Source organism: Variovorax sp. P1_G12, assembly GCF_056405555.1.
In genome coordinates, this window is the sequence record NZ_JBFUBW010000014.1 from 89,271 (window position 1) to 108,578 (window position 19,308).

The window sequence follows — 19,308 nt, forward strand, 5'->3', positions numbered from 1 at the left end:
CGCCATGATTCCTCGCTCCGTCAAGGCGCCGACGATCCCGATCCCGTTCCACAGGCTGCTGAAAGTGGTGGCGGTCGTCGATCGCCACAGCCCGCAGACCCAGCAGCTGATCGACCACATCCGGGGCGAGAACTACGAGGTCGAGGTCTGCGACAGCTTCGGGCGGGACCTCTCCGAGGACGCATCCGTGGGCGCCTACATCGCGCTGGTCGACGGCGAGCATCGCGAGGCCGCGCGTGCGGCAGCGCTTGCGGTGCGGGCGCTGGGCTTTCGCACGCCGCTCTGGGCGCTGGCCGACTCGCATCGCATCGCCGATGTCGCCGTGTACGGCATGACGGGGGAGGTCGACGGCTACATCTACCTCGGCCAGCAGACGCCGGCCTACTATGCCAAGCAGGTGATCGCCAGCCTGGTCGACTACGGCATGTCGCTGCTGCCTCCGTTCTTCGGCGGGTTGATGGCCTACGACTCCGCGGCCAACATCGCCTTCGACTGCCCCGGGCACCAGGGCGGGCAGTTCTTCCAGAAGTCGCCGACCGGGCAGATTTTCTTCAAGTACTTCGGCGAGAGCATCTTCCGCAATGACCTGTGCAACGCCGACGTCGACCTCGGCGACCTGCTGATCCATGAAGGCGCCGCGCTGCAGGCGCAGAAGGAGGCGGCCGCGGTGTTCGGCGCCGACCGGACCTACTTCGTCCTCAACGGCACCAGCACCTCGAACAAGGTGGTGACCAACGCGGTGCTCAAGCGCGGCGACCTGGTGCTGTTCGATCGCAACAACCACAAGTCGCTGCACCAGGGCGCATTGGTCGGCGCAGGCGCCACGCCGGTCTTCCTGCCGACGGCGCGCAATGCCTTCGGCATGATCGGCGCGGTCGACTGGGAGGCCTGGGACGAGGCTGCCCTGCGCGAGCAGATCCGCAAGAACCCGCTGGTCAAGGACCCGGACCTGCACAAGGCCGAGCGGCCCTTCCGCCTGGCCTGCATCCAGCTCGCCACCTACGACGGCACCATCTATAACGTGCGCCGCGTGCTCGAGAAGATCGGCCACCTGTGCGATTACGTGCTGTGGGACGAGGCCTGGATCGGCTACAACGCGTTCCACCCGCTGTTCGAGAACCACAGCCCGATGCGCCTGACCGACCTCGGTCCCCAGATGCCGGGGCTGTTTTCGACCCAGTCGGTGCACAAGCAGGGCGCCGGCTTCTCGCAGGCCTCGCAGATCCACAAGCGCGACGAGCACATCCACGGCCAGCGCCGCTACATCGAGCACAAGCGATTCAACGAGTCGTTCCTGATGCACGCCTCGACCTCGCCGTTCTACCCGCTGTTCGCATCCCTCGATGTCAATGCCCGGCTGCACGCGGGCAAGGCCGGCGAGATGCTGTGGGACCGCTGCATCGAACTTGGCATCGAGGTGCGCAAGAAGCTGCGCGAGTTCGGCCGCCACTATGCCAAGGTCGGCCGCGGTGCGCAGGAGCAGTGGTTCTTCGACCCCTTCGTTCCTGACCGCGTGACGGTGAGCCGCTCGCGCTTCGCCGCCGATGCGAACGACGTCGCCTGGGAAGACCTGCCCACCGAGCTGATCAAGCGCGAGCAGCAATGCTGGAGCTTCCACCCCGAAAGCCGCTGGCATGGCTACCTGGGATATGCGCCCGGCTATGCGATGGTCGACCCGAACAAGCTGACCTTGCTGACACCCGGCATCGACCGCGCCACGGGGGACTACCTCGACTTCGGCGTGCCGGCCACCGTGGTGGCCAATTTCCTGCGCGAGCAGCGCATCGTGCCGGAAAAGTGCGACCTCAACAGCATCCTGTTCCTGATGACGCCGGCGGAGGACGAGAGCAAGCTCAACACGCTGATCGCCAAGCTCGTGAAGTTCAAGAACCTGTGGGACGAGGACGCGCCCTTGTGCGATGTGCTGCCGACGCTGTATGCCGCGCACAGCCAGCGCTACGCCGGCTACAGCCTGCGGCAGGTGTGCAACGAGATGCATGCCTTCTATCGCACGCGCCGGGTCAAGGACCTCCAGGGGCAGTGCTTTCGCGCCGAGAGCTTCCCCGAACTCGCGATGTCGCCGAAGGACGCCTACGAGGCGCTGGTCGACAACAACGTGGACTACCTCCCGCTCGATCAGGTCAAGGGCCGCGTCTCGGCCACGCTGGCGCTGATCTATCCGCCCGGCATCGGGGTCGTGGTGCCGGGTGAGCGCTGGGACGATCGCGCGCAGCCGATGCTCGACTACTTCCTGGCCTTCGAGGAATCATTCAACCGCTTTCCCGGTTTCAACTACGAAGTCCAGGGCGTGTTCCAGGAGAAGGTCGACGGCCGCATCCGGTTTCACACCTACGTGGTCCGCGAGTGACTGCGCCATCTCTCAACCCAGGAGACATCGCCATGGCGGAAAAGCAGAAGAAGATGAGCGTGACGCAGCTGACCTTCATCGTCACGGTGAACATGATGGGCTCCGGCATCATCATGCTGCCCGCCAACATGGCGCAGGTCGGTGCGATCTCGCTGCTGTCGTGGGTCGTGACGGCGATCGGCTCGCTGGCCATCGCCTACGGATTCGCGCAGGCCGGGATCTTCAACCAGCGAACCGGCGGCCTGGCCGCCTATGCCGAGGACGCCTATGGCAAGGACGGCTACTTCCAGGTCTTCTTCCTGTACTTCATCTCGCTGGCCATTGCCAACGTGGCGGTCGCCAGTTCGGCGCTGGGCTACCTGGCGGCATTCTTCCCGGTGCTGTCGTCGACGCCGGCCATCAGCTGCCTGAGCGTGATTGCGCTGCTCTGGCTGACCACGGTGGCCAACTTCGGCGGCCCGAGCCTGACCGGGAAGATCGGTTCGATCACGGTGTGGGGCGTGATCCTGCCGGTCGGCTTCATCTCGGTCGCCGGCTGGTTCTGGTTCAGCGGCCAGACCTTCACCGAGGCATGGAATCCCAAGGGCCTGAGCCTCTTCGAAGGCATGGGATCGAGCATCTCGCTGACGCTGTGGGCGTTTCTGGGCATGGAGTCGGCCTCGCAGAACGCCTCGGCCGTCGAGAATCCCAAGCGTGACGTGCCGCTGGCCTGCATGTTCGGCACGGCCGGCGCGGCGGTGGTCTACATCCTGTCGACGACCGTGATCCAGGGCATCGTGCCCAATGCCGAGCTCGCCGCGTCGACCGGCCCCTTCGGCCTGGCTTACGCGAAGATGTTCACGCCGGCGATCGGCTCGATCGTCATGGCACTCGCCGCCATGGCCTGCGTGGGGTCGTTGCTCGGCTGGCAGTTCACGCTCGCGACGACGGCCAAGGACGCGGCCGACACGCGGATGTTTCCGGCCATCTTCGGCAAGGCGAATGCGATGGGCGCGCCGATCGCGGGCATGGTGATCATGGGCGTGCTGCAGTCGGTGATGGCGCTGTCGACCATCTCGCCCGACCTCAGCAAGCAGTTCGCGGCGCTGGTGAACCTGGCCGTCGTCACCAACGTGGTGCCCTACATCATCTCGCTGTCGGCGCTGTTCGTGATGATGCGCAATGCCAAGGTGGAGCCGGCGGTGTATCGGCGCAACGGCATCGTGGCGGTCGTCGCGATGCTGTATTCGGTCTATGCGCTCTATGCCTCGGGCAAGGATGCGGTGATGGGCGGCATGCTGGTGATGGCCATCGGCTACATCGTCTGCGGCTTCATCGCGCCGCGCTTCCGCGAGATGCGCGCGACGACCGCCCGCCCGGCCTGAATCCGGACGCGAAAGGAACCCCATGACCTACCTCGATGCGCTCGACGACCACCGCTTCGCGGCGCGGCTTTGCAGGGCGCTGATCGGCCCGCTGCTGTGCCTGGCCATGGCAACGCCGGCGATGGCGGCCGGCACCCTCGACAAGGCCCGCGAGACAGGCAAGTTGACCTTCGGCTACCGCGCCGACGCGCGCCCGTTCTCCTATGCCGACGAGTCGGGCAAGCCGAACGGGTTTTCCGTCGCGCTGTGCCGCAGGATCGCCGATGCGGTGAAGGCCGAACTCAAGCTGCCCGCCTTGGAGGTCGACTTCGTGCCGGTCACGGCAGAGAACCGGTTCAATGCCGTGGAACAGGGAAAGATCGACCTGCTGTGCGGCACGGCCACGCCGACGCTCGGGCGGCGCGCGATGGTCGACTTCTCGCTCCCCATCTTCTACGCGGGCATCGGCGCGATCGTGCGCGAGGATGTGTCGCGCCGACTGCGTGATGCGCTGGCCAACCGGCCGGACCCCACCCAGCCGATCTGGCGCGGCTCGCCGGGACTCATGACCGAGAGAGCGACGCTGGTGGTCGTCGGCGGGACCACCATCGAGCGTTCGCTGATCGACGCGCTGAAGGCGCGGCGCATCGAGGTCAGCGTGGTGCCGGCGCCCGACTACCCGACCGGCCTGCAGATGATCGTCGACCGCCGCGCCACGGCCTTGTTCGGCGACCGTCCGGTGCTGCTCGACGCGGCCCGCAACGGCTCCTCCTTCAGCGAACTCACCGTGCTCGATCGCGCCTTCACGCGGGAGCCGCTGGCGCTGGCCTTGCCGCGCGGCGACGCGTCGTTCCGGCTGGTGGTGGATCGCACCCTGAGCCGTCTGTTCCGCTCGAAGGAGTTCGCAGCGTTCTACACCAGCTTCTTTGGCGCGCCCGATGCCGGCACGCTCGAGTTCTTCCAGGCCTTGGCATTGCCGGAATGACGGCGCACGTTTCCAGTCCGACCAGAGGAGACATCGTATGCAAGCTCTTGGCGTTCACAGTGAAGTCGGCAAGCTGAGGACCGTGATGGTCTGCCGACCGGGCCTGGCTCATCAGCGATTGACGCCCGGCAACGCCGCCGAACTGCTGTTCGACGACGTGCTGTGGGTCCAGGAGGCGCAGAAAGACCACTACGACTTCGTGCTGAAGATGCGCGAGCGCGGGACCGAGGTGATCGACCTGCACGAGATGCTGGCCGAGACGCTGCAGGACAAGGAGGCCCGCGACTGGGTGCTCGACCGGCGCATCACCGACAACGACGTCGGCCTCGGCGTGCGCAGCGCGATCCGGCCCTGGCTGGACGAGATGGCGGCTGCGAAGCTGGCCGAACACCTGATCGGCGGCATCGCGCTGCTCGACCTGCCCAAGAGCGAGATGTCCACGATGATGATCGAGGCCTTCGGCGACACGGACTTCATCACGCCGCCGGTGCCCAACACGCTGTTCCAGCGCGACCCGTCGTGCTGGATCTACCAGGGCGTGACCTGCAACCCGATGTTCTGGCCGGCGCGCCAGCCCGAGACCCTGCTGCAGCGCGTGATCTACAAGTTCCACCCGCGATTCAAGGGCGCCGACTTCACCATCTGGTGGGGCGACTCCGATGAGCCCTTCGGCGCGGCCACGATCGAGGGCGGCGACGTGATGCCGATCGGCAAGGGCGTGGTGCTGGTCGGCATGGGGGAGCGCACCACACGCCAGGCCGTCTACCAGCTGGCCGAGCAACTGTTCAAGCAGAACGGCGCCACGCGCGTGATCGGCTGCCTGATGCCGAAGAGCCGCGCGGCGATGCACCTGGACACCGTGTTCAGCTTCTGCGATCGCGACCTGGTGACCTCCTTCAGGGAGGTCGTCGACCAGGTGCGCTGCTACAGCGCGCGTCCGGACGGCAAGGGCGGCCTCGAAGTCCGCCTCGACCCGGGCCACCTGTTCGAGGTGGTGCGGGATGCGCTCGGCCTGAAGGAACTGCGCGTGGTGGAGACCGGCGGCAACGCCTGGCAGTCGCAGCGCGAGCAATGGGACGACGGCAACAACGTGGTCGCGCTCGAACCCGGTGTCGTCGTCGCCTATGACCGCAATCCCCACACCAACACCCTGTTGCGCAAGGCGGGGGTCGAAGTCATCACCGTGCGCGGCTCCGAACTGGGACGCGGGCGAGGCGGCGGGCATTGCATGACCTGCCCGATCTCGCGCGACCCGGCCTATTGACCCGATCTTTCCTGGAGAGAACGACATGAGCTTCAATCTTCGCAACCGCTCCCTGCTGACGGTACAGGACTACAGCCAGCGCGAATTCCGCTACCTGCTCGACCTGGCGCGCGATCTCAAGCGCGCCAAGTACGCACGCACCGAGCAGAAGCACCTGCAGGACAAGGAAATCTGCCTGATCTTCGAAAAGACCTCCACGCGCACCCGTTGCTCGTTCGAGGTCGCCTGCCACGATCAGGGCGCGAACGTGACCTATCTCGACCCGGCGGGCTCGCAGATCGGCCACAAGGAGTCGTTCAAGGACACGGCCCGCGTGCTGGGACGCATGTACGACGCGATCGAGTACCGCGGCGCCAGCCAGGGCGGCGTCGAGACGCTCGCCAAGTACGCGGGCGTGCCGGTGTTCAACGGCCTGACCGACGAATACCACCCGACGCAGATGCTGGCCGACGTGATGACGATGCGCGAGCACTGCGACAGGCCGCTGACCGACATCAAGTACGCCTTCATGGGCGATACGCGCAACAACATGGGCCATTCGCTGATGATCGTCGGCTGCCTGATGGGGATGGACGTGCGCATCTGCGGGCCGAAGACGCTGTGGCCTTCGGAGGAGTTCGCCTCGATCGCGCGCGACCTGGCGGCGCGCTACGGCGCCCGGCTGACCGTCACCGACGATCCGGCCGAAGCCGTGGCCGGCGTGGACTACATCCACACCGATGTCTGGGTGTCCATGGGCGAGCCGAAGGAGGTCTGGAAGGAACGCATCGGCCTGCTGATGAAGTACCAGGTCAATGCGGCGCTGATGAAGGCCAGCGGCAATCCGAACGTCAAGTTCATGCACTGCCTGCCCGCTTTCCATGACACGGAGACCACGCTGGGCAAGCAGATCGCCGACACCTACGGCATCTCGGACGGGCTCGAAGTGACCGACGAAGTCTTCGAGTCCGAATGGAACATCGCCTTCGAGCAGGCCGAGAACCGGATGCACACCATCAAGGCCATCCTCGTTGCGACGCTGGGAGACTGATCGTGCTGATCGTCACCGCCCTGGGAGGCAACGCGCTGCTGCGGCGCGGGCAGCCGATGACCGCGGAGAACCAGCGCGAGAACGTGCGCATCGCCGCCAGATCGCTGGCGCCCGTCGCGCGTCAGCACGACCTGGTGGTCGGGCACGGCAACGGGCCGCAGGTCGGCCTGCTGGCGCTTCAGGGCTCGGCGTACGCGGCGGTCGAGACCTACCCGCTCGACGTGCTGGGCGCGGAGACCGAAGGGATGATCGGCTACATGATCGAGCAGGAACTCGGCAACCTGCTGCCCTTCGAGCGCCCGTTCGCCACGCTGCTGACCATGGTCGAGGTCGACCCGAAGGACCCGGCCTTCGCGAATCCGACCAAGTTCATCGGCCCGGTGTACGAAAAAGACGAAGCCGACCGGATCGCTCTCGCGAAAGGCTGGGTCTTCAAGCAGGACGGCGACAAGTGGCGCCGCGTGGTCGCGTCGCCCGAACCCAAGCGCATCTTCGAGCTGAGGCCGATCAAGTGGCTGCTCGAGCACAACACCATCGTGATCGCTGCGGGTGGTGGCGGCATTCCGGCCGCGTATGGACCGGGCACAGAGCGCAAGCTGGCCGGCATCGAGTGCGTGATCGACAAGGACTTCGCGACCGAGTTGCTGGCGCGCGAACTGGGCGCCGACCTCTACGTCATGCTGACGGACGCCGACGCGGTCTACATGGACTGGGGACAGCCGACCCAGCGGGCGATCCGCAGGGCCGCGCCGGAAGCGCTGGCGGCCCTGCCGTTCGCCGCCGGCTCGATGGGGCCCAAGGTCCAGGCCGCGTGCCGCTTCGTGCGGGCGACCGGCAAGCGCGCCGCCATCGGGGACCTCGCCGATCTCGGCCGCATCATCGCCGGCGAGGCGGGCACGATGGTCGCCGCGAATGTCGACGGCATCGTCTACGCATAAGCGCACCGACCCCGGCGCAGCGGCAAGGCCGCGCGCGAAGAGCGAATGGCCGGCCCCGCCGGAGACGCCATGCTGACGGACTATCCGCTGATTGTCTTCGTCGTGTCTTTGGCGCTCCTCTTGTCCTCGGTGTGGGCGGGGGTGAGGATCTTCAGAAGACGGTGGAAGCCCCGGGAGAGCATGCGGGATGACTTCGGCGTCATCCAGGCCGCGGCGCTGACGCTGCTGGGGCTCATCATCGGCTTCACGTTCTCGATGGCCATCAACCGCTACGACCAGCGCAAGAACCTCGAGGAAGCGGAGGCCAATGCGATCGGTACCGAATTCCTGCGGGCCGACCTGCTGCCTGCGGCGGATGCCGCCAGGGTCCGGGCGCTGCTGGCGGAGTACTTCGACCAGCGCGTGCTCTTCTACACGACCCGCGATGCCGAGCAGCTCAAGCAGATCAATGCCCGCACCGCGCAGTTGCAGGCCGCCCTGTGGTCGGCGGTCGCCGTACCGGCGGCCGCGGCGCCATCGCCGACGATGGCCGTCGTGGTCATCGGAATGAACGACGTCCTCAACGCCCAGGGCTACACCCAGGCCGCCTGGTGGAACCGGATTCCTTCGGCCGCCTGGGCACTGATGCTGATCATCGCCGTCTGTTGCCACCTGCTCGTCGGCTATGGCGTGAAGGATCCCAGGGCGGAGCGCACCCTGCTGCTCGTCCTGCCGCTGGTGATGTCGATCTCGTTCCTTCTCATTGCGGACATCGACAGCCCGCGCGGCGGCGTGATCCGGGTGAAGCCCGACAATCTGTTGAGTATTGCGGCGTCGCTGCGCCCGCGTTGAGGCGCGTCAATTCGCGCATCAGGCCATGGAGGACACTATGGATGGCCAGCTTCACCCGACGGAAGGAGCTCTCATGTACCAACGCATTCTGGTTCCACTGGACGGAAGCGAGACCTCGTTGCAGGGGCTGGACGAGGCCGTTCGCATGGCCTTGCGAGACGGTGCGACGCTGCGCCTCGTCCATGTCCTCAACAAGTTCAGGCGGACCACCGGCTACGCCTCGACCGCCTCGTTCTCGGAGCTGCTGCCGGGCATGAAGGAAGCCGGCGAACAGCTGCTTCGGGAGGCCCGCGATCGCGCCGAACGCGGCGGCGCCAAGACCGAGACCAAGCTCCTCAGTTCGCTGACCGGTGCATTGTCGGAAATGGTCGCGGACGAGGCGGCGGACTGGCACGCCGACCTGATCGTGATCGGCACGCATGGTCGCCGAGGCATCGAGCGGATCCTGTGGGGCAGCGATGCGGAGCAGGTCCTGCGGGTCGCGAATGTGCCGGTGCTGCTGGTCCAGGCAGCGGGCGGAGAAGAGCCATGATCGAAGAAGACGTCGACGGCGTCGCCACCGCGGCGCGCACACCGGTGCTGAGTCCCGTGGACCGCGTGTCGGAACTGCTGTTCGGCCTGTTCATGGCGCTTTCCTTCGTGGGCGCCGTGTCGGTGGCGGAGTCCGGGCGCGAGGACATCCGCAAGATGTTCGCCGCCGCCCTGGGATGCAACCTCGCCTGGGGCCTGGTCGATGCGGTCATGTACCTGGTGCGCACGGTCACCGACCGCGGCCGGTGGCTCACGCTCGTGCGCTCCGTTCGCGCGACCGCGGACGCGGAAATCGGTCGCCGCCTCATCTCGGACGCCCTGTCGCGGGTCGGGGCGAAGTTCATGATGGAGGCCGAACTCGAAGCCGTTCGCGGGCGCATCCTCGCGCTGGCGTCCGTGCCGGCGCGGCCGGTTGTTCTCAAGGACGACCTGCTCGCCGCGATCGCGATCTTCCTGCTCGTGGTCGCGTCGACCTTTCCGGTGGTGCTGCCCTTCGTGCTGATGCAGGACGTCGGCATCGCCAAGACCTTGTCCCGTGCCATCGCGCTGGCAATGCTGTTCGTCGGCGGGCTCGCTCTCGGACGCTACGCGGGCTACGGAAGCTGGAGGGTCGGGTTCATCATGGCCGGGCTTGGCATCGCGCTGGTGGCCGCGATCATGGCGCTCGGAGGTTGAACCACTGGCACCGAGGGGAAGGCGTCACGGCCGGCAGGATCCGATGCGCAGCGCAGCAAACAGTGATCCAATCGTGCCAAGGCGGATCACACGCCGCTGGAGACCCAGATGCTCGTGCGCAGTCCGCTCTATCTGCTGGAACGATTCGATCCTGGCGTGGTCCAGCTCGACAGCGAGCTTCGGGTCATCGCCATGAACAGCCTGGCCCGGCGTCTGCTGCCGGTCGAGGACAAGCAGCCGTTCGAGAAGATGGTGCTGTCTTTTCACCCCGAGCGCTCCGTGGCCAAGGTGAAGTTCCTGTTGGACCAGGCCGAGTGCCCGGTCAGCAACCCGCCGCCGATGACCATGATCATCAACATCCCGGAACGGGTGTTGCTGATCAAGGTGACCAAGCTGTCCGACCTGCACGGCGATACCACCGGCTACACGCTGATCTTCTACGACATCACCGAACAGGTGAGCGGAAATGAACCGGCGCTGGCGATGACACCGGGGAGCCCCGCTGCGGAGCATCCCGCGCCCGCCAAGCGGCAGCTGCACAAGATCCCGACCGTTTCGCAGAACCGCATCGTGCTGGTCGATGTGGAGGCGGTGACGTACATCCGCTCGGAAGGCCACTACACCTGGGTCAGCACGGCGCAGGGCTCGAGCTTCTGCAATCTCAACATCAGCGACCTGGCGGAGCGGCTCGACGGTGCGTCCTTCTTTCGCATCCATCGCAGCTACCTCGCGAACCTCGATTTCGCCGAGCAGATCCTGCGCGACGAAGGCAGGGTCAGCCTGAAGCTGCGCGGCGAATCCACGGCGCTGCCGGTGGCGCGCACGAGCGTCGCCCGGCTGCTCGAACAGCTCGGGATCGGCGAGGTCGACACCCTGAGAAACTGACCGGCAGCGCGCCGCGCCGCGGATTGGGGATAACCCGTAGCGGCGATCCGGCGCCCGCCGTTCATGCGCGCAGCGCTGCCATTCGTGCGTCCCAAGCGCTCGTTCGTGCGCCGGACCCGTTCGGCGGATGCGTCTGGTTCTAAGTTCTCCAGGCACCCCTTCGACTGGAGACAAGAACAATGATCCCATCCGGATTCGACTACCACGCGCCCCGTTCGGTCGGCGACGCGATCGCACTGCTCGGGCAGTACGGCAGCGACGCCAAGCTGCTGGCCGGCGGCCACAGCCTGCTGCCGATGATGAAGCTTCGCTTCGCGCAGCCGGCGCACCTGATCGACCTGAACCGCATCGAGACGCTGCGCGGCATTCGCGAAGAGGGCGACACCATCGTGATCGGCGCCATGACGGTCGAGAACGAGTTGATCCACTCGCCTTTGCTGCAGCAGAAGCTGCCGCTGCTGCCCGAGGCCGCGAAGCAGATCGCCGACCCGCAGGTGCGCAACCGCGGCACCATCGGCGGCGACATCGCGCATGGCGACCCCGGCAACGACCACCCGGCGCTGTCGCTCGCGCTCGACGCCGTGTTCGAGCTCGAAGGGCCGAAGGGCACGCGGCGGGTGTTGGCCGACGGCTTTTTCCACGGCACCTACATGACCGACATGGCCGAGGACGAGGTGATGACCGCGATCCGCATGCCGGCCTTCGCGCCCGGCACCGGCCATGCCTACCAGAAGCTCAAGCGCAAGACCGGCGACTGGGCCACCGCGGCGGCGGCGGTGGTGCTGCGGATCGACGGCGGCAACGTGAGCCACATCCGCATTGCGCTGACCAACCTGGCGCCGACCGCCCTGCGGGCCACGGACGCCGAAGCCGCGCTGCTCGGAAAGCCGCTGACCGAAGCCGCGATCGCCGATGCCGCCGCGCGTGCGATGGCGATCTGCGACCCCGCCGAGGACCTGCGCGGCGACCGCGACTACAAGACTGCGATGGCCGGCCAGATGGTGCAGCGCGCGCTGCGCGTGGCGCTGTCGCGCTGCGCCTAGGCGCGATCAGGAAGAACCAAGGAGCCGACCCATGGGCAAGCAGATCATCCACATCACCGTCAACGGCAAGCGCCTCGAGAAGGCGGTCGAGCCGCGCACGCTGCTGATCCACTTCCTGCGCGAGGACTGCGGCCTGACCGGCGCGCACATCGGCTGCGAGACCAGCCATTGCGGCGCCTGCACCGTCGATCTGGACGGCCAGTCGGTCAAGAGCTGCACCCACCTGGCGATCCAGTGCGATGGTTCGCAAGTGCTGACCGTCGAGGGCCTGGCCCAGGGCCCGCTTCTGCATGCGGTGCAGGAAGGCTTCTACAAGGAGCACGGCCTGCAATGCGGCTTCTGCACGCCCGGGATGCTCATGCGCTCGTACCGCTTCCTGCAGGAGAACCCGAATCCGACCGACGAGGAAGTGCGCGCCGGCCTCGGCGGCAACCTGTGCCGCTGCACCGGCTACCAGAACATCGTGAAGGCGGTGCTGCACGCGGCGGCGAAGCTGCGGCAAACCGAAAAGGTGGCCGCATGAGCACGCACGGCCGCCCGAAGGGCGAATTCCCCCTTGGGGGGACGGCGCGTAGCGCCAAGGGGGTCCAATGAACGCCCCGATGGATCCGGCGCTGCTGGAGCGCGCCGCTGCGCTGCAGGGCATGGGCGACAGCCGCCTGCGCAAGGAGGATGCGCGCTTCATCCAGGGCAAGGGCAACTATGTCGACGACATCAAGATGCCCGGCATGCTGCACATGGACATCGTGCGGTCGCCGGTCGCGCATGCACGCATTCGCAGGATCGACAAGAGCGAGGCGCTGAAGGTGCCCGGCGTGATCGCGGTGCTCACGGCCGAAGACCTGAAGCCGCTCAAGCTGCACTGGATGCCGACCCTGGCCGGCGATGTGCAGGCGGTGCTGGCCGACGAGAAGGTGCACTTCCAGATGCAGGAAGTCGCGGTCGTGATCGCCGAGGACCGCTACGCGGCCGCCGACGGCGTCGAGGCGGTGATCGTCGAGTACGACGAACTGCCGGTGGTGCTCGACCCCTACGCCGCGCTGGCGCCCGACGCGCCGGTGCTGCGCGAAGACCTGGCCGGCAAGACCGAAGGCGCGCACGGCAAGCGCGAGCATCCGAACCACATCTTCACCTGGGAGGCGGGCGACAAGGCCGCGGCCGACGCTGCCTTCGACACGGCGCCGGTCACGGTGGCCGAGCGCATCTACTATCCGCGCGTGCATCCTTGCCCGCTCGAGACCTGCGGCTGCGTGGCCTCGTTCGATCCGGTCCGCGGCGAGCTCACGACGTACATGACCTCGCAGGCGCCGCACGTGGTGCGAACCGTGGTGTCGCTGCTGTCGGGCATCCCGGAGTCGAAGGTGCGCATCGTCTCGCCCGACATCGGCGGCGGCTTCGGCAACAAGGTCGGCGTGTATCCGGGCTATGTCTGCGCGATCGTCGCCAGCATCGTGCTCGGCAAGCCGGTGAAGTGGATCGAGGACCGGATCGAGAACATCTCGAGCACCGCCTTCGCCCGCGACTACCACATGGACGGCGAGATCGCCGCCACGCAAGACGGCAAGATCCTCGGCCTGCGCGTCAACGTGGTCGCCGACCACGGCGCCTTCGACGCCTGCGCCGATCCGACCAAGTACCCGGCGGGCATGTTCCACATCTGCTCGGGCTCCTACGACATCCCTGCGGCCTGGTGCAGCGTGAAGGGCGTGTACACCAACAAGGCGCCCGGCGGCGTGGCCTACCGCTGCTCGTTCCGCGTGACCGAGGCGGTCTATGTCATCGAGCGCCTGGTCGATATCCTGGCGCAGCAGCTCGGTATCGACAAGGCCGAGATCCGGGCCAGGAACTTCATCCGCAAGGAGCAGTTCCCCTACACCTCGGCCTTCGGCTTCGAGTACGACTCGGGCGACTACCAGGGCGCGCTCGACAAGGTGCTGGCGGCCTGCGACTACAAGGGGCTGCGGGCCGAACAGGCGGCCAAGCGGGCCGATCCGGCCTGCCCGACCTTGATGGGCATCGGCCTGGTCGCCTTCACCGAAGTGGTCGGCGCCGGACCCAGCAAGATGTGCGACATCCTCGGCGTCGGCATGTTCGACAGCTGCGAGATCCGCATCCACCCGACCGGCAGCGCGATCGCGCGCATGGGCACGATCACGCAGGGCCAGGGCCACCAGACCACCTATGCGCAGATCATCGCGACCGAGCTCGGCATTCCGTCGGAAGTGATCCAGGTCGAGGAGGGCGACACCAGCACCGCGCCCTACGGGCTGGGCACCTACGGCTCGCGCTCGACCCCGGTGGCCGGCGCGGCGATCGCGATGGCCGCGCGGAAGATCCATGCCAAGGCGCGCAAGATCGCCGCCCACCTGCTCGAGGTCGGCGAGAACGACCTCGACTGGGAGATCGACCGCTTCAAGGTCAAGGGCGACGATGCGCGCTTCAAGTCGATGAAGGACATCGCCTGGGCGGCCTACCACCAGGCGCCTCCGGGGCTCGAGCCGGGCCTCGAGGCGGTGCACTACTACGACCCGCCGAACTTCACCTTCCCGTTCGGCGTCTACCTGTGCGTGGTCGACATCGACCGCGGCACCGGCGAGACCAAGGTGCGGCGCTTCTATGCGCTGGACGACTGCGGCACGCGCATCAACCCGATGATCATCGAAGGCCAGATCCACGGCGGGCTGACCGAAGGCTACGCGGTCGCGATGGGCCAGCAGATGCCTTTCGATGCCCAGGGCAACCTGCTGGGCAACACGCTGATGGACTACTTCCTGCCGACCGCGGTCGAGACGCCGAAGTGGGAGACCGACCACACCGTGACGCCGTCGCCGCACCACCCGCTGGGCGCCAAGGGCGTGGCCGAATCGCCGCACGTCGGGTCGATCCCGACCTTCACTTCGGCGGTGGTCGATGCCTTTGCGCACCTCGGCGTCAGGCACATGGTCATGCCGCACAGCGCGTACCGCGTCTGGCAGCAGCTCAAGGAAAGCGGCGTCGCGCTCTGAGGCGCTGCACCGGACCGTCTACACATGGAAGTCAAACTCGACAAACGCTATCCGCTCGACGTCGACCCCCGGCGCGCCTGGACGCTGCTCGCCGATGTGCCGGCCACGGCCGGCTGCATGCCCGGCGCGGCCATCACCGAGAAAGTTGACGACACCCACTACAAGGGCAGCGTCAAGGTCAAGGTCGGGCCGGCCAACGCGGCCTTCGCCGGCGACATCGAAGTGCTCGCGCTCGACGCGGCGAGCCAGACCCTGCAATTGCTGGGCAAGGGTTCGGACCGCGGCGGATCGTCGGCATCGATGAATCTCACGGCCACGATCGAAGCCGGCGAGGCCCCCGGTACGTCGGTGCTGGCGGGCCATGCCGAGGTCATCGTCAACGGCAAGTTCGCGCAGTTCGGCGGGCGCCTGATGGTGCAGGTGTCGGAGATGCTGCTCGGGCAGTTCGTCGACAACTTCCGTCTGGCGGCGGCGGCCTTGCCGCAGCCGCAGGCGGCGACCACCACTGCGGCGACCGTGGTCGAGCCCGCCGCCACCGCGCCGGTCCGGGCGGGGGACGCCCCCGCGCCCGCGCCTGCCGAGGCCAAGGAGATCAACGCGCTCGCGATCCTGTGGCAACTGGTCAAGGGCTGGGTGGCCGGCCTGTTCGGCAGGCGTGCCTGAGCCCGCCATGACCGATGCCGAGCTGCGAGAGTCGCTCCACCGCGCCGGCTACATCGCCGACGAGAGCCTGGCGACCACGCTGTGGCTGGCTGGCGAACTGGAGCGTCCGCTGCTGATCGAGGGCGACGCCGGCGTCGGAAAGACCGCGCTGGCCGGCGCGCTGGCGCGGGCGCGCGGACAGGCGCTGGTGCGGCTCCAATGCCATGAGGGACTGGACCTGTCGCAGGCCGCCTACGAGTGGAACTACGGCCGCCAGCTGCTGGCGATCCGCCTTGGCGAGACCCGGGCCGAGGGGCTCAAGGAGTCCGACCTGTTCGCACGCGACTACCTGCTGGAGCGGCCGCTGCTGCAGGCCATCTCGAGCGAGCAGCCCTGCGTGCTGCTGATCGACGAGATCGATCGCGCCGACGAGGCCTTCGAGGCCTTTTTGCTCGAGGTGCTGGCCGACTACCAGATCACAGTGCCCGAACTCGGCACCGTGCATGCGAGGCACATCCCGCAGGTGGTCCTGACCAGCAACGGCACGCGCGAGCTGTCGGATGCGCTGCGCCGGCGCTGCCTGTACCACTACCTCGACTATCCGAGCCTGGCGCGCGAGATCGCGATCGTGCGCGCCACCTTGCCGGATGCCGAGAGCGCGCTGATCGAGCAGGCGGTGGTCTTCGTACAGCGGCTGCGGCGCGAGGACCTGGCCAAGAAGCCGGGCGTGGCCGAGACGCTGGACTGGGTGCGCGCCCTGCATCGCCTGAGCTTCAAGGCGCTGCCCGAGGATCCGCATGCGCTCGGCGCCACGCTGGCCTGCCTGCTCAAGACGCGCGAGGACCGCTTCCAGTTCGGCGAGGATCGCGTGCGGCAGCTGATCGAAGGGCGGCGCGCGGTCGGCGTCGCCGAGAAGGCACCGCCATCGACGGTGGCGCCGACATGAACACCGTGGCGAGTCCGCTGGAGAGCATCGCCGGGTTCGCCGCGCTGCTGCGCGACCATGGCATGAAGGTCGGCATTGCCGAGCAGCAGGCCTTCGTCGAGGCGGCGCTGCGCCTGCCGCTCGCGCGGGCGGCGCGACTCGACCCGGCCTGGCGCGCGATCGCCTGCCACGACGCGAACGACTGGCGGCGCTGGCCCGAGCTGTTCGACGGCTACTGGCATCCGCAGCGCGCCAGGGGCCGCACCCGGGTCGGCGGCCAGACGCGGCCGAGCCGCAGCCTGCAGCAGGTGGTGCAGAGCCTGCATGAGCGCATGGAGGGCGGCATGCCTTCGGCGCGGCCTGGCCAGGCCGACACCGCGCTCGACAGGCCGGCCGTGACCGAGGACGAGCCGGCGCTGCCACGCGCAAGGGGCGGCGCCAGCCGCACCGACGCATTGCACGACCGCTCGCTGTCGCAATGGCTGCCGCAGGACCTCGCGCTGCTGCAGAGCCTGGCCGAGCGGATCGCGCGGCGGCTGCGCAAGCGCTTGACGCGGCGCTGGCAGGACGATGCGCAGGGGCGCCGTCTCGATGTTCGGCGCACGCTGCGCGCCAGCCTTCGAACGGGCGGACTGCCGATCCATCCGGCATGGCGCGCCGCGCGGCGGGAATGGCCGCGGCTCTTCATCCTGGTGGATGTCAGCCGGTCGATGGAGACCCATGCCCAGCTGTTCCTGCGCATCGCGCGCGCCTTCGTCGCCGCGATGAACGCGCGGGTGTTCGTGTTCCACACGCGGCTGGCCGAGGTCACGCCGCTGCTGCGCAGCGACTCGGCCGCGGTGCAGGAGAAGATCAACGCCGTCACGGCCGGCTTCGGCGGCGGCACCCGCATCGCCACCAGCGTGGCCGACTTCCACGCCGTGCATGCGCGCGCACAGCTTCAGCGCAACGCGCGCGTCTGGGTGCTGTCCGATGGCTTCGATGCCGATCCACCGGAACGGCTGGCGCAGGAACTGGCGCGCGTGCGCGCGCGCGGTGCACGGGTGCACTGGTTCCATCCGTCCGAGGCGCCGCCGGCATCGCAGGCGATGCAGGCGGTGATGGCGCAACGCGAACTTGTGGACGGTTTCTCGCGTCTCAACAGTCTGAGCGATCTTGCCGATCTCGCGAAGCATCTGCGCTGAATCGCCCGCATCCCCCTGAAGGAGAAGATGACATGAGCCACGCAGACACCGTCCTCGAGGCCGCGCGCCGGCTGCAGCAGGCCGGCACGCCCTGTGCGCTGGTCAGCGTCGTGAAGGCGCTGCCGCCCGCGTCCGCGCATCCGGGCGACAAGGCGGTCGTCACCGCCGACGGCGAGATGCAGGGCTGGGTCGGCGGCGGCTGCGCGCAGCCGGCGGTGATCCGCACCGTGCGCCAGGCGCTGGCCGACGGGCGGGCCCGGCTGATCCGCATCGCGCCGGCCGAGGAGGGCCACGAACGCGACCTGGGCGACGTGCTCGAGTTCGGCATGGCCTGCCATTCCGGCGGCACGCTGGAGCTGTTCGTCGACCCCTTGCTGCCGCGCGCAGAACTGGTGGTGATCGGCAATTCGCCGGTGGCGGCCAGCCTGGTGCAGCTCGGGCCGCGCGTCGGCTTCGCGGTGACGCTGGTGGCGCAGGGCGCGCAGGCGGCGGACCACCCCGATGCCTGCCGGGTCATCGACCGCGACGACGTCGCCACCGTGGGCCCGCAGATCGGGGCCGGCGCCTGGATCGTCATCGCGACGCAGGGGCGCCGCGATCTGCAGGCGCTCGGGCTGGCGCTGTCGCTGAACGCGCGACAGGTGTCCTTCGTCGCCAGCGCGCGCAAGGCCCGGGTGTTGAAGGATTCGTTGATCACCGCGGGCGCCGATGCCGCCGCCGTGGCCGCCATCGTGGCACCGGCGGGCTATCCGATTTCGGCATCGACGCCGGAGGAGATCGCGCTGTCGGTGCTGGCGGCGGTGGTGGCGAATCGGCGCCGGTCCGCCGCGGCCCCAACGCTCTGCGCCACGCAAGAGGCCTGGGCCGACGACAGGCCGGTCGCCGCGCTGCCGGCCCGCTCGCCGTGCTGCGGAGGCTGACATGGGCTGCATCCTCAAGGGCGGCGGCGGGCTCCATGCGCGCCTCGCCGTGGGTGCGGTGCTGCTGGCCGCGGGCGCCGGCACCCGGCTCGGCGGACGGCCCAAGTCGCTGCTCGAACTCGGCGGCGTGCCGCTGATCCGGCGCCAGCTGATCGCGCTGTCGGGCGCGGGCGTCGACGAGGTGGTCGTGGTGCTGGGCCACCATGCGGAAGCGATCGAGGCGGCGGTGCGCGAATTTCCGGTGACGCTGGCGCGCAACCCGTCGCCCGACGACGGCCAGGCCTCGTCGGTGCGCACCGGCCTGCAGGCCCTCACGGGAAAGCTCGACGCGGTGGTCGTCGCGCTGGCCGACCAGCCGATGATCAATGCGCAGGACATCACGGCGCTGATCGGCGCCTTCAAGAAGCGCGGTGAGGCGTCGATGGTGGTGCCGCGCGTGGCCGGCGAGCCCGGCAACCCGGTCATCTTCGAGGCCGAGCTGCGCGACCAGTGGCTGGCCGGGGATGTCAACGGCGCCTGCCGCCGCTGGCGCGAGACCCATCCCGAGCGGGTGCACTGGCTCGACACCGACAACCAGCGCTACCGCGTCGACATCGACACGCCGGAAGACCTCGAGCGCTTCGCGAAGCGCACCGGCCACATGCTGCGCTGGCCCGCCGCACTGGCGGCCGCCTGAATCCCTGTCTTTCGCTTCCCTGGACAAGACCGTGCATTGACAAATAGGTCGTATGACCCATAA

Annotated in this window: 18 protein-coding genes; all 18 read left to right on the forward strand. The window is 68.1% G+C overall.

Going from position 1 to position 19,308, the window contains the following annotated elements; genetic code table 11:
• Positions 1–4 precede the first annotated feature (4 nt).
• Positions 5–2,368, forward strand: a complete 2,364-nt coding sequence (gene speC, locus AC1D2O_RS17765) for an ornithine decarboxylase (protein WP_478157638.1) — start codon at positions 5–7, stop codon at positions 2,366–2,368.
• 32 nt (positions 2,369–2,400) lie between these two features.
• Positions 2,401–3,732: a putrescine-ornithine antiporter gene (gene potE / locus AC1D2O_RS17770; RefSeq protein ID WP_478087394.1), complete on the forward strand. Its 1,332-nt coding sequence runs from the start codon at positions 2,401–2,403 to the stop codon at positions 3,730–3,732.
• A gap of 22 nt (positions 3,733–3,754) precedes the next feature.
• The gene (locus tag AC1D2O_RS17775) at positions 3,755–4,696 is read left to right on the forward strand and encodes an amino acid ABC transporter substrate-binding protein (RefSeq protein ID WP_478087392.1); all 942 of its coding nucleotides are present in this window, start codon (positions 3,755–3,757) and stop codon (positions 4,694–4,696) included.
• Positions 4,697–4,733: 37 nt separating this feature from the next.
• A complete protein-coding gene (gene arcA, locus AC1D2O_RS17780; protein ID WP_478087390.1) occupies positions 4,734–5,960 on the forward strand; it encodes an arginine deiminase in 1,227 nt (408 codons plus the stop codon).
• A 25-nt stretch (positions 5,961–5,985) separates the two neighbouring features.
• Positions 5,986–6,990 carry an ornithine carbamoyltransferase gene (locus AC1D2O_RS17785; RefSeq protein WP_478157639.1) on the forward strand — a complete coding sequence of 335 codons (1,005 nt, stop codon included), beginning with the start codon at positions 5,986–5,988 and terminating at the stop codon, positions 6,988–6,990.
• Positions 6,990–7,928, forward strand: coding sequence for a carbamate kinase (arcC, locus tag AC1D2O_RS17790; RefSeq protein WP_478088072.1), 939 nt, complete (start codon positions 6,990–6,992; stop codon positions 7,926–7,928). Before AC1D2O_RS17785 ends, arcC begins: the two co-directional genes overlap by 1 nt.
• 69 nt (positions 7,929–7,997) lie before the next feature.
• A complete protein-coding gene (locus tag AC1D2O_RS17795; RefSeq protein ID WP_478088068.1) occupies positions 7,998–8,759 on the forward strand; it encodes a bestrophin-like domain in 762 nt (253 codons plus the stop codon).
• A gap of 73 nt (positions 8,760–8,832) precedes the next feature.
• Positions 8,833–9,291, forward strand: a complete 459-nt coding sequence (locus AC1D2O_RS17800) for a universal stress protein (RefSeq protein ID WP_478088066.1) — start codon at positions 8,833–8,835, stop codon at positions 9,289–9,291.
• Positions 9,288–9,965, forward strand: a complete 678-nt coding sequence (locus AC1D2O_RS17805; protein ID WP_478088064.1) for a hypothetical protein — start codon at positions 9,288–9,290, stop codon at positions 9,963–9,965. Before AC1D2O_RS17800 ends, AC1D2O_RS17805 begins: the two co-directional genes overlap by 4 nt.
• A gap of 108 nt (positions 9,966–10,073) precedes the next feature.
• Entirely contained in the window at positions 10,074–10,850 is a 777-nt protein-coding gene (locus AC1D2O_RS17810; RefSeq protein WP_478088062.1) for a PAS domain-containing transcriptional regulator, read from the forward strand.
• A 179-nt stretch (positions 10,851–11,029) separates the two neighbouring features.
• Positions 11,030–11,893, forward strand: a complete 864-nt coding sequence (locus AC1D2O_RS17815) for an FAD binding domain-containing protein (RefSeq protein ID WP_478088060.1) — start codon at positions 11,030–11,032, stop codon at positions 11,891–11,893.
• Positions 11,894–11,924: 31 nt separating this feature from the next.
• Positions 11,925–12,416, forward strand: coding sequence for a (2Fe-2S)-binding protein (locus tag AC1D2O_RS17820; RefSeq protein ID WP_478088058.1), 492 nt, complete (start codon positions 11,925–11,927; stop codon positions 12,414–12,416).
• Positions 12,417–12,483: 67 nt separating this feature from the next.
• On the forward strand, positions 12,484–14,898 hold the full coding sequence (locus AC1D2O_RS17825) for an aerobic carbon-monoxide dehydrogenase large subunit (protein WP_478088056.1): 2,415 nt from the start codon (positions 12,484–12,486) through the stop codon (positions 14,896–14,898).
• Positions 14,899–14,922: 24 nt separating this feature from the next.
• Entirely contained in the window at positions 14,923–15,561 is a 639-nt protein-coding gene (locus AC1D2O_RS17830; RefSeq protein WP_478088054.1) for an SRPBCC family protein, read from the forward strand.
• Between the two features lie 7 nt (positions 15,562–15,568).
• A complete protein-coding gene (locus AC1D2O_RS17835) occupies positions 15,569–16,486 on the forward strand; it encodes an AAA family ATPase (protein WP_478088052.1) in 918 nt (305 codons plus the stop codon).
• Positions 16,483–17,649 (forward strand): vWA domain-containing protein, encoded by a 1,167-nt coding sequence (locus AC1D2O_RS17840; protein ID WP_478088050.1) that lies wholly within the window; start codon positions 16,483–16,485, stop codon positions 17,647–17,649. The genes AC1D2O_RS17835 and AC1D2O_RS17840 overlap by 4 nt, the downstream gene beginning before the upstream one ends.
• Before the next feature lie 32 nt (positions 17,650–17,681).
• Positions 17,682–18,569, forward strand: coding sequence for an XdhC family protein (locus AC1D2O_RS17845; RefSeq protein WP_478088048.1), 888 nt, complete (start codon positions 17,682–17,684; stop codon positions 18,567–18,569).
• Between the two features lies 1 nt (position 18,570).
• Positions 18,571–19,245 (forward strand): nucleotidyltransferase family protein, encoded by a 675-nt coding sequence (locus tag AC1D2O_RS17850; protein ID WP_478088046.1) that lies wholly within the window; start codon positions 18,571–18,573, stop codon positions 19,243–19,245.
• Positions 19,246–19,308: the final 63 nt, after the last annotated feature.